At 56.3% G+C, this 805-nt stretch carries 1 protein-coding gene; it reads right to left on the reverse strand.

All coding sequences use genetic code 11. The features are described 5' to 3' along the window. Positions 1-596: porin (locus EN893_RS36165; RefSeq protein ID WP_164901501.1), on the reverse strand; the 596-nt coding region annotated here is incomplete at its 3' end. Positions 597-805: the final 209 nt, after the last annotated feature.

Below are 805 nucleotides of genomic sequence, written 5' to 3' on the forward strand. Positions count from 1 at the left end.
CCTGCGTCGAAGTAGTAGCTGATGAGATTGGTATCCTTGACACCATACGGGATGAGCGTGTCCTGGATGACGTTGCCGGCATAACCGATGAACTGATCGTATACCGTTTCATCCTTACCGACGCGCAGGCCACCGAGCTGGATCCAGGCGAAATTGAGGCTGGTGGCCTTGTTGCCGGCCTGCCAGCCAGAGCCACTAGTCTCATAGTTGCCGCTGCTGTTGCCGAATTGAAAGCGAGTCTCGGTAAAGGTCTTCAACGTGCCGAGCTCGGTTTCCTGGCCGGTATAAGTCCTCAGCGTGAAACGCATGTTCTTATACCAGGTATCGTTGCTGTCGCCGTCCTCGGTATCCGGAACGTTATTGGCGCCATCCAGCGCGCCGGAATCGCCAGCGCCCATGTCATAGCGCAGATAGCCGCCGATGCGCAGGCAGGTCTCGGTGCCCGGAATGTAGAAGTAACCGGCGCCGTAGACGTCGCAGATCTTGACGTATTCGGCCGGTTCCGGTTCGGCGACGACGACAGCGTCGGCGGCGCGCGCGCCGCTGACCGCGATCAGGGCCGCGGCTGAGCCGAGAAGGAGGCTCTTGATGTTCATTTTCTGACCTCTCCAGTCATAGTTATAAATGGCTTCGGATTTGTGGCTGGCGGCAATGTTTTCCCGCCTCACCCCCACAACGAAAAAGGCTCACACCGCTCGCCCTTTTCAGCGGCGAACATACCCATCGTTCATCTGCCTTCAATGACGATTTCCGGAATAATTACAATTCCACAAACAGATTAATGCCGTGTTGCACAAATAACACT

Origin of the sequence: Mesorhizobium sp. M7A.F.Ca.CA.004.04.2.1 (assembly GCF_004022825.1) — a bacterium.
In the GTDB taxonomy this organism is placed as follows: Bacteria; Pseudomonadota; Alphaproteobacteria; order Rhizobiales; family Rhizobiaceae; genus Mesorhizobium.